We start from the raw sequence: 349 nt of genomic DNA, 5'->3' as shown, positions 1-349 counted from the left end.
TCGAGAGACGAGCTGGCGGAAATCCACCGCCTCGCCATCACCGCAACCATCAACTAGATCCAAGGAGGATCAATCATGTCCAAGAACACCCACGTCGTCACCGGCAAAGTACGCCTGTCCTACGCCAACATCTGGGAACCCCGCTCAATCCAGGGTTCCAATCCCAAGTACTCCGTGTCTGTGATCATCCCGAAATCAGACACCAAGACCGTCAACGCCATCGAAAAGGCCGTCGACGCAGCCATCGAAGAGGGACTCGCCAAGTTCGGCGGGAAAAAGCCCAACAAGGCAGCACTCAAGACCCCACTGCGTGACGGCGACATCGACCGCGACGGCGACCCCGCCTACG

General features: G+C 58.7%; 1 protein-coding gene. It reads left to right on the top strand.

Features of this window, described 5'->3' with window-relative positions:
* Positions 1-75: 75 nt before the first annotated feature.
* On the top strand, positions 76-349 hold a 274-nt coding region (locus CYJ76_RS11695), incomplete at its 3' end, for an ssDNA-binding protein (protein WP_144043110.1).

The sequence above is a fragment of the Kytococcus schroeteri genome (assembly GCF_002847825.1).
Lineage (GTDB): Bacteria > Actinomycetota > Actinomycetes > Actinomycetales > Dermatophilaceae > Kytococcus > Kytococcus schroeteri.
Note: the sequence above shows the minus strand (reverse complement) of the source record. Positions and strands in the feature narration are given on the sequence as shown.